The sequence below is a fragment of the Micromonospora sp. NPDC003776 genome (assembly GCF_053605645.1).
Window position 1 is genome coordinate 1 of sequence record NZ_JBSGJR010000304.1, and the last position, 8,028, is coordinate 8,028.

General features: G+C 73.1%; 6 protein-coding genes. 2 read left to right on the plus strand and 4 right to left on the minus strand.

What is annotated here, in order from left to right; genetic code table 11:
• Nucleotides 1–275: M20/M25/M40 family metallo-hydrolase (locus tag ACWEVO_RS22615; protein ID WP_452309520.1), on the plus strand; the 275-nt coding region annotated here is incomplete at its 5' end.
• Nucleotides 276–345: 70 nt separating this feature from the next.
• Here the strand turns inward: ACWEVO_RS22615 and ACWEVO_RS22620 are convergent.
• From ACWEVO_RS22620 to ACWEVO_RS22630, 3 genes are read right to left on the minus strand one after another with little or no spacing between them, the layout of a single operon-like run.
• A complete protein-coding gene (locus tag ACWEVO_RS22620) occupies nucleotides 346–948 on the minus strand; it encodes a LutC/YkgG family protein (RefSeq protein ID WP_452309521.1) in 603 nt (200 codons plus the stop codon).
• Nucleotides 945–2,345, minus strand: a complete 1,401-nt coding sequence (locus tag ACWEVO_RS22625) for a lactate utilization protein B (protein WP_452309525.1) — start codon at nucleotides 2,343–2,345, stop codon at nucleotides 945–947. The genes ACWEVO_RS22620 and ACWEVO_RS22625 overlap by 4 nt, the downstream gene beginning before the upstream one ends.
• Nucleotides 2,346–2,362: 17 nt before the next feature.
• Nucleotides 2,363–3,136, minus strand: a complete 774-nt coding sequence (locus ACWEVO_RS22630; protein WP_452309522.1) for a (Fe-S)-binding protein — start codon at nucleotides 3,134–3,136, stop codon at nucleotides 2,363–2,365.
• Between the two features lie 372 nt (nucleotides 3,137–3,508).
• Between ACWEVO_RS22630 and ACWEVO_RS22635 the strand changes: the two genes are divergently transcribed.
• Entirely contained in the window at nucleotides 3,509–4,528 is a 1,020-nt protein-coding gene (locus ACWEVO_RS22635) for a LacI family DNA-binding transcriptional regulator (protein ID WP_452309523.1), read from the plus strand.
• A gap of 104 nt (nucleotides 4,529–4,632) precedes the next feature.
• Here ACWEVO_RS22635 and ACWEVO_RS22640 read toward each other — a convergent pair whose 3' ends face one another.
• Complete coding sequence (locus tag ACWEVO_RS22640; protein ID WP_452309524.1) at nucleotides 4,633–7,944, minus strand: family 78 glycoside hydrolase catalytic domain; 3,312 nt, start codon at nucleotides 7,942–7,944, stop codon at nucleotides 4,633–4,635.
• Nucleotides 7,945–8,028 lie beyond the last annotated feature (84 nt).

Here is an 8,028-nt window from a genome sequence, read left to right on the forward strand (position 1 = left end):
CGGTCGAGTGGTGGGGCGGCCAGTTCGCGCCCGCCCGCAACCCCGACCCCGCGCTGACCGACGCGCTCGTCGCCGCCAGCGGCGTGAACCCGCCGCAGTGGGGTGCGCCCTACGGCAGCGACCTGCGGCTGCTCGCGGCCGCGGGCATCCCGACGGTTCAGTACGGACCCGGCGCGATCGAACTCGCCCACGCCCCCGACGAGTACGTGCCGATCTCCGAGGTGGCCACGGCCAGCGCGACACTGGCCAGGTTCGCCGCCGCGTACTGCGCCTGAACCGGACTTGGCGTCGGCCGGCGTAGGGGTCGATGCCGGCGGAAACGCCTTCCGAGCCGTCCTCGGCCTCCTACGGGGACGTCGTGATGACGACGTGCAGGTTGCGAGGGCCGTGGACGCCCTCGACCCGGTTGAGTTCGATGTCGCTCGTGGCGGAGGGGCCGCTGATCCAGGTCAACGGCCGGTGCGGATCGACCCGGGCGAGGGCGTCCGGCACGGTGGCGACGACCTGGTCAGCCCGCAGTACGCAGACGTGCACGTCCGGCAGGAGGCTGATGACCCGGCGGCCCTGGTCTGGAGCGGCGTCGAGGACGATGGTGCCGGTTTCGGCGATGGCCACTGCTGCCGCGGTGACCACTCCGTCCATGCCGTCGATCTGCTCCGCGGCGTGGTTGTCGTCGGCCGTGGCCGTGACGGTGGCGGGCAGCCAGTGCCGGGGAAGTCCGGGCGGGATCACGACGCGCCGGCCGCCGAGGACCTGGTCGACGACCTGCGCGACCTGGTCGTCGGTGCACCTGTGCACGGTCGCCCGGTAGTCGGTGAGCCGGCGCACCAGCAGCTCAAGGTCGACGGCGGCGCCGGTCGACCGGATGCCCCGGGGTGCCGCGGCCGGAGCCGACGGCTCGCCGAGGGCGGCACGGATTCGGCCGAGGATGAGTTCGCGCGCGTTCACCGCTCGGCCCACCACTGGCGGAAGGTCTGCGGGGGCGCGGCCGGCACGTCCCGGCTGGCGGTCCAGCCGTTCAACGGTGGTGGTAGGGCCCGACCGGCTACTCGGCCGAGGCCCGCGGCGCGCTGCGCCGCCGCGTACAGGGCGGGGTGGTCCATGGTGTACGCGGCGGCGGCCATCGCGACGGCTTCGCTCTTCGGATGCGGTGCCTGGGCGCGGAGGTGGACCAGCAGCTCCGGGATGTTGATCATGACGGGGCAGGCGTCGTAGCAGGCCCCGCAGAGCGACGAGGCGTACGGCAGAGACGGGTTGTCGGCGACCCCGGTCAGTTGCGGGGACAGCACCGCCCCGATCGGTCCGGGGTAGACCGAGCCGTAGGCGTGCCCGCCGGTGCGTTCGTAGACGGGGCAGACGTTGAGGCAGGCGGAGCAGCGGATGCAGTGCAGGGCCTGCCGGCCCACCGGGTCGGCGAGCACGGCGCTGCGGCCGTTGTCCAGCAGCACCAGGTGAAACGCCTGCGGGCCGTCGCCGGGCCTGACGCCGGTCCACATCGAGGTGTAGGGGTTCATCCGCTCCCCGGTCGAGGCCCGCGGCAACAACTGGAGGAACACCCCCAGGTCGGCCCAGGTCGGGATCACCTTCTCGATGCCCATCACGGTGATCAGCGTGTCCGGCAGCGTCAGGCACATCCGCCCGTTGCCTTCGGACTCGACCACGGCGAGGGTACCGGTCTCCGCGACGGCGAAGTTCGCCCCCGACACCGCCACCCGTGTGGACAGAAACGTCTGCCGCAGGTGCCGGCGGGCCGCCGCCGCCAGGGCGGCCGGCTCGTCGGTCAGGTCCGGGTCGACGCCGGGCATCTCGCGCCGGAAGATCTCGCGGATCTCCGCCCGATTGCGGTGGATCGCCGGCACCAGAATGTGGCTCGGCTTGTCCCGGCCCAGCTGGACGATCAGCTCGGCCAGATCGGTCTCGACCGGCTCGATCCCGGCCGCCTCGAGGGCCTCGTTCAAGCCGATCTCCTGGGTGGCCATCGACTTGACCTTCATCACCCGGTCCGCGCCCGCGGCCCGGACCAGGTCGGTGACGATCTGGTTGGCCTGCACCGCGTCCGCCGCCCAGTGCACCGTGCCGCCCGCGACGGTGACCGCCGCCTCCAGTTGTTCGAGGAGCTCCGGCAGGCGGGCCATCGTGTCGGCCTTGATCGCGGCGCCGGCGGCGCGCAGTTGCTGCCAGTGAGGCACCTCGGCGATGACAGCGCCGGACTTGGCGCGGATGGTGGTGGTGGCGTGCCGCAGGTTACGGCGCAGCTGCGCGTCCCCGAGGGCCTTGCGGGCCGCGGCCGGGAACGGCTCCTCACCCCGCAGGTGCCCTACCCCGCGCGGCGCCGTGGCCGGCATCCCCAGAAACGTCCGCGTCACGACCGCACCTCCAACCGGTCCCGCTCCCCTACCGTCTCCGAGCCTTCCGTCGCGGCCAGGATCTCCGCCAGATGCACCGTGCGCACCCCCGCTCTGAGCCGGGACAGGCCACCGCCGATGTGCATCAGACACGACGCGTCCCCGGCGGTGCAGACGTCGGCGCGGGTGGCCAGGACGTGGCGCATCTTGTCCGCCAGCATCGCCGTGGAGGTGTCCGCGTTCTTCACCGCGAACGTCCCCCCGAACCCGCAGCACTGCTCCGCCTGCGGCAACTCCACCAGATCCAGCCCGCGCACCTCGCGCAACAACCGCAACGGCTTGTCCCCCACCCGCAACATCCGCAGCGAGTGACACGTCGGGTGGTACGTCACCCGGTGCGGGAAGTACGCCCCCACGTCCGTCACCCCCAGCACATCCACCAGCAGCTCCGTCAACTCGAACGTGCGCCGGCCCACCTCCTCGGCCCGGGCGGCGAGCCGCTCGTCCCCCGCCCGGCGGGCCACCATCGCGTGCTGATGCCGCACCGACCCCACACAGGACCCCGACGGCGCCACCACCACGTCGAACGGGGCGAACACCCGCACATGCCGGCGCACCAGCCGGAGCGCCTCGTCCGGATAGCCGGTGTTGACGTGCATCTGCCCGCAACACGTCTGGTCCTCGGGGAACACCACCTCGTGGCCGAGGCGCTCCAGCAGCCGCACGGTCGCCTTCGCGGCCTCGGGGAACAGCGTGTCGGGGAGGCAGGTGACGAACAGGGCGATCCGCATGCTCAGCCGCCTATCTGGTCGGTGGCAGCCCGCCAGGCCGCCCCGTCCGGCGCCCGGTGTGCCGGGGCTCATCCGGGCCCGTCATGAATCGTTTCATGTACTGGCTTGGACCGTAGGGGGCGGCATTCGCGAGGGTCAAGACTTTCCCCATGATTTCTTGCTGCTGCTGTTCCGAGCTCGTGGCAGGTTCGAGGCCGTCCCGCTTCGGGTCCGACACGGGCGCGGCCAGCCGGGACCAGTTCGATGAAACGTTTTAGGCGCTATAGACTGCGCGTCACCAGCCGGTCGAACGGCCGGTGCCCGTACAGCTGCGGACACGGCACCTGCACCGGGCCCGCAACCCCGCCCGAGCAGCGATCGTCGAGGGAAGTTATGGCAACGGCGAACATCAAGGAGGTCGCCCGGCACGCCGGCGTCTCCCTCGGCACCGTCAGCAACGTGCTCAACCGGCCCGACACGGTTGCCCCCGCGACCCGGCAGCGGGTGCTCGATGCCATCACCGAACTCGGCTACGTCCGCAACGACTCCGCTCGTCAGCTGCGCGCCGGCCACAGCCGCACCGTCGCCATCGTCGTGCTGGACGTGGCCAACCCCTTCTTCACCGACCTGGTGCGCGGCGCTGAGCAGGTGGTCGAGGCGGCCGGTGCCATGCTCGTGGTCTGCAACAGCGGCGAGGACAGCGCCCGGGAACGCCGGCACCTGGACCTGCTGCAGGAGCAGCGGGTACGGGGGGTGCTCATCACCCCGGTCGGCCAGGGGTCGCAACCCCACCTGGACATGCTCATCGACCGCGGCATCCCGGTGGTGCTCGTCGACCGGGGCACGGGTCGGGCCAGCCGCTGCTCGGTGGCCGTCGACGACGTGCGCGGCGGCCGGCTGGCCATGGAGCACCTGCTGGAGCGGGGTCACCGTCGCATCGCATACCTCGGCGGTCCGTTCTCCATCGCCCAGGTCGCCGACCGGCACGCCGGGGCCGTGGCCGCGCTCGAGGACCACGGTGACGCCGAGCTGCGGGTCGCGACGACCACCAGCCTCACCGTGGCCGCCGGACGGCACGCCGCCGAGGACCTGCTGGCCCTGCCCGCCCGGCAGCGGCCCACCGCCGTGTTCTGCGCCAACGACCTGATCGCGCTCGGCGTGCTGCAGGAGATGACCGCGCGCGGTCTGCGGGTGCCCGCCGACGTGGCCATCGTCGGCTACGACGACATCGAGTTCGCCGGTGCGGCGGCGGTGCCGCTGTCCTCGGTGCGTCAGCCCCGCGAACAGCTCGGCCGCACCGCGGCCCAACTGCTCCTGGAGGAGGCCTCCTCCGGCGAGACACATCGGCACCGGCACGTGGTGTTCCAGCCGGAGCTGGTGGTACGCCGCTCCAGCGACCAGGCCCGGCGCTGACCCGCTAGCGCGCCCACCACGGCGCGGATCGCGGTCCCGGCGTCCTCGGCGCTCCCGCACCGCGGCGCCGGCCACGCGACGAGCGTGGCCGGCGCCGTCGTGGTTCAGGCGGTCGGCGCGGAACTGCTCACGAACCGCCAGGTACCGGAGCCCACCGTGTGCACCAGGTAGCCGTCGGCCATCCGCCGGGCGGTCACCAACCCGCCCGGCGACGCCTCGACATCCTCGGGCCGCGCCGCCGGAACGTGCACCTCGGCGGTGGCGCCGACGGGCACCTGCACGGTCAGCTCGAACGCACCGTCCTGGAACCGCCAGGCCGACGACGCCCGGCCGCGGACCGTGTCGACCGCCGCGGACGCGGCGGACAGCTCGGCGCGGGCGTCCGGGCGGACCACGATGCTCCCCCAGCCGTCGGCGATCGGGCGTAGGCCGGCCACGTGCTGGTAGAGCCACTGCACGACCGTGCCGTGGAAGTAGTGCTGCCGGGAGCGCGTCGAGGTGGGCCACATCTCCCACATCGTGTCGGCGCCGTTGTCCACCCAGTAGCCCCAGCTCGGGTACGTCCGTTGCAACGCCACCCGGGCCGCCACGTCGGCGTGGCCGCGCTCGGTGAGCACCGGCAGCAGGACGCTGGTGCCGAGGCAGCCGGTGTTGAGGTGCCAGCCCCGCTCGCGGATGTCGGCGACCAGGTTGTCCACCACGGCGCCGACCAGGTCGTCGGGCACCAGCCCGAATGCCAGCGGCACCGCGTTGGAGGTCTGCCGGTAGCCGGGGTCTCGGGCGGTGCGGTACAGCCCGCGCGCCCGGTCCAGGAAGGTCTCGTTGAGCCGGTCCCGCAGCCCGGCCGCCGCCGTCCGGAACCGGGCGGCCTGCGCGTCCTTGCCGATCAGCTCGCCGACCTCGGCCGTGGCCACCAGCGCCCGGTATAGGTAGGCGGTGGCGGTCAGGCGGGTGTCCTCCGGCGGGTTGCCGCCGGTGCCCGGCGACAGGTAGTCCCCGAGTGCCGTCACCGCCAGCCCGCCGCTCAGCCGGCCCAGCTCCCACTCCAGGTAGTCGGCCACCGGCTCCCAGTGCTGCCGCAGCAGCCGGTCGTCGCCGTACCACCGGTGCATCTCGCGCAGCAGGAACGGGTAGACGGTCGTCCACTCCGGCGCCGGGGCCAACTCCTGGTAGCCCCAGCCTCCGCTGGGCACGATCACCGGCACCTGCCCCGAGGAGACCTGGCTGTCGCGCAGGTCGCCGAGCCACTTGGTGAAGAACCGGGACAGGTCGAGCAGGCCCGCCATGGTGGGCGCGGCCACCTGCGCGTCACCGGTCCAGCCGTTCTTCTCGTACATCGGGGTGTCGGTGGGGATGCCGTGCAGGTTGTTGCGCACCGTCCGGCGCATCATCCGCTCGAACTGCTCGAACAGCGGTTCGCTGCAGTGGAACTCGCCGACGTCGCGGACGTCGGAGTGCACCACCTGCATGGTGACGGTGCCGGTGGTGGCCGCGCCGGGCAGCCCGTCGAGCTGGACGTACCGGAAGCCCTTGTAGGAGAAGCGGGGTTCCCACACCTCCTCGCCGCCACCCCGGGCGACGTACTCGTCCTGCTGGAACCGGGCGGTCAGCACGTTGCCGTTGGCCGCCTCGACGGTGCCGTCGGCGCGCAGCTTCTCGCCGTAGAGGATGCGGATGGTGGTGCCGGCCGGGGCGGTGACGTTCAGCCGCACCCAGCCGGCGGTGGTCCGGCCGAAGTCGGCCACCCAGACGCCGCCGGTCGGCGAGGTGAGCTTGACCGGGGCGACGGACTCGACCACCCGGATGGGCTCGTGCTCCTGCGCGCGTACGGTGCCGGCCGGGGCGTCCAGGACGCTCGCCTCGGCCCATGCGGAGTCGTCGAAGCCGGCGGTCGACCAGCCGGCCGGCTCCCGCCGGGCGTCGTAGGTCTCCCCCTCGTAGAGGGAGTTGGAGAGGGTGGGGCCGTCGCTGACCCGCCAGGCGTCGTCGCTGACGATCTCGGTGCGCGACCCGTCGGGGTGGTCGACGACGAGGCGGGCGAGCAGCCGGGGCTCCCCGTGCCACGGCGGCTGCTGCCAGCGCCACACGTTGCGGGTGTTCATGCCGTAGAAGCCGCGGCCCAGTTCCCCGCCGAGGACGTTCTGTCCGTCGGTGAGCAGATCCGTGACGTCGTGGGTCACGTACAGCACGGTGTCGGTGTAGTCGGTGAACCCGGGGTCCAGCACCGCGTCGCCGACCCGCTTTCCGTTCAGGTGCAGCACCTGGTAGGCGAGGCCGCTGGCGTACAGCCGGGCCCGGGCCACCGGCTTGGTGAGCCGGAACGCGCGGCGCAGCAGCGGCGCGGGTCGCTCCTCCACCGGCGGTTCGATGCCGCTGCCCCACGGCCCCTGCCCGTACGGGGCGAGCACCACCACGGGCGACCAGCCGCTGTCGTCGTGTCCCGGCTGCTCCCAGCCGGACTCGACGGTGCCGGTGGTCCGCCAGCCGGCGGCGGTGACCAGCACCAACTCCTGGCTGTCGGCGGTCCGGACGACGAGTTTCGCGATGAGGCCGCCCGGGTTGACGGACGGGCCGGGCCGGTTGGTGGCGATCACGGCCAGCACCAGGTCGCCGCCGACGGCGCCCCGGGCCAGTTCGGTGACGTCCGCGACCCGGCCGATGCGCCAGCCGTCGGTCTGCTGGGGCGCGGAGAGGGTGAGCTGGCCGTCCAGATACGCGGTGAAGTCGTCGTCGGCGCTCATGATCAGCCGGGCGGAGGTGACGTCGAGTCCGGCGGGCAGGGTCAGCCTGCCCCGGAACCAGCGTGGGCCGGCGGGAGCATTGTTCACCGTCGCGCCCGGACCCCAGACCCACGACGCGCCGGCCAGGTCCAGGGCGTGCGGCTGCGGGACCGTGACGTTGCTGCTCCATGGCCCCTGCCCGTAGGGGGCGAGGACCGCCACCCCGGCCCAGCCGGTGTCGTCGTAGCCGGCCTCCTGCCAGCCGGGCTGCTCGGTGTCGCTGCTGCGCCAGGAACTGTCGGTCACCAGCACGAGCCGCTCGCCGGTGGCGGTCACCACGATCAGCTTGGCGAGCAGGCCGGCCGGGTTGACCGTGGCACCGGGCCGGTTGACGGCCACCGCCGCCAGGGTGAGCGTACGGCCGACGGCGGCGCGCGCCAGTTCGGTGACCTCGGCCAGTTTCGCCTTCTGCCAGCCGTTGCTCTCCTGTGGGGCGGACAGGACCTGTCGCCCGTCGAGGTGGGCGGTGAAGTCGTCGTCCGCGGTGACGACGAGGTACGCGACCGCGATGTCGACCCCGGCGGGAACGGCCAGCCGGCCGCGGAACCAGCGGGCACCGACGGGGGCGTTGCTCGCGGTGGCGCCCGGAGACCAGATCCACGAGGCGCCGGCGACGTCCAGCGGGGCGTCCGCCACGTCGGGTTTGGCGCTGCGACTGCCGGCCCGCGCCCTGCCGCGCCCGCAGCAACGCCGGCACCTGCCCGCACAGGCGGCCCGTGG

Coding starts and splice junctions, on each gene's coding strand:
- ACWEVO_RS22625 (WP_452309525.1), bottom strand. CDS start 2,345: ATGCCGGCCACGGCGCCGCGCGGGGTAGGGCACCTGCGGGGTGAGGAG.
- ACWEVO_RS22630 (WP_452309522.1), bottom strand. CDS start 3,136: ATGCGGATCGCCCTGTTCGTCACCTGCCTCCCCGACACGCTGTTCCCC.
- ACWEVO_RS22635 (WP_452309523.1), top strand. CDS start 3,509: ATGGCAACGGCGAACATCAAGGAGGTCGCCCGGCACGCCGGCGTCTCC.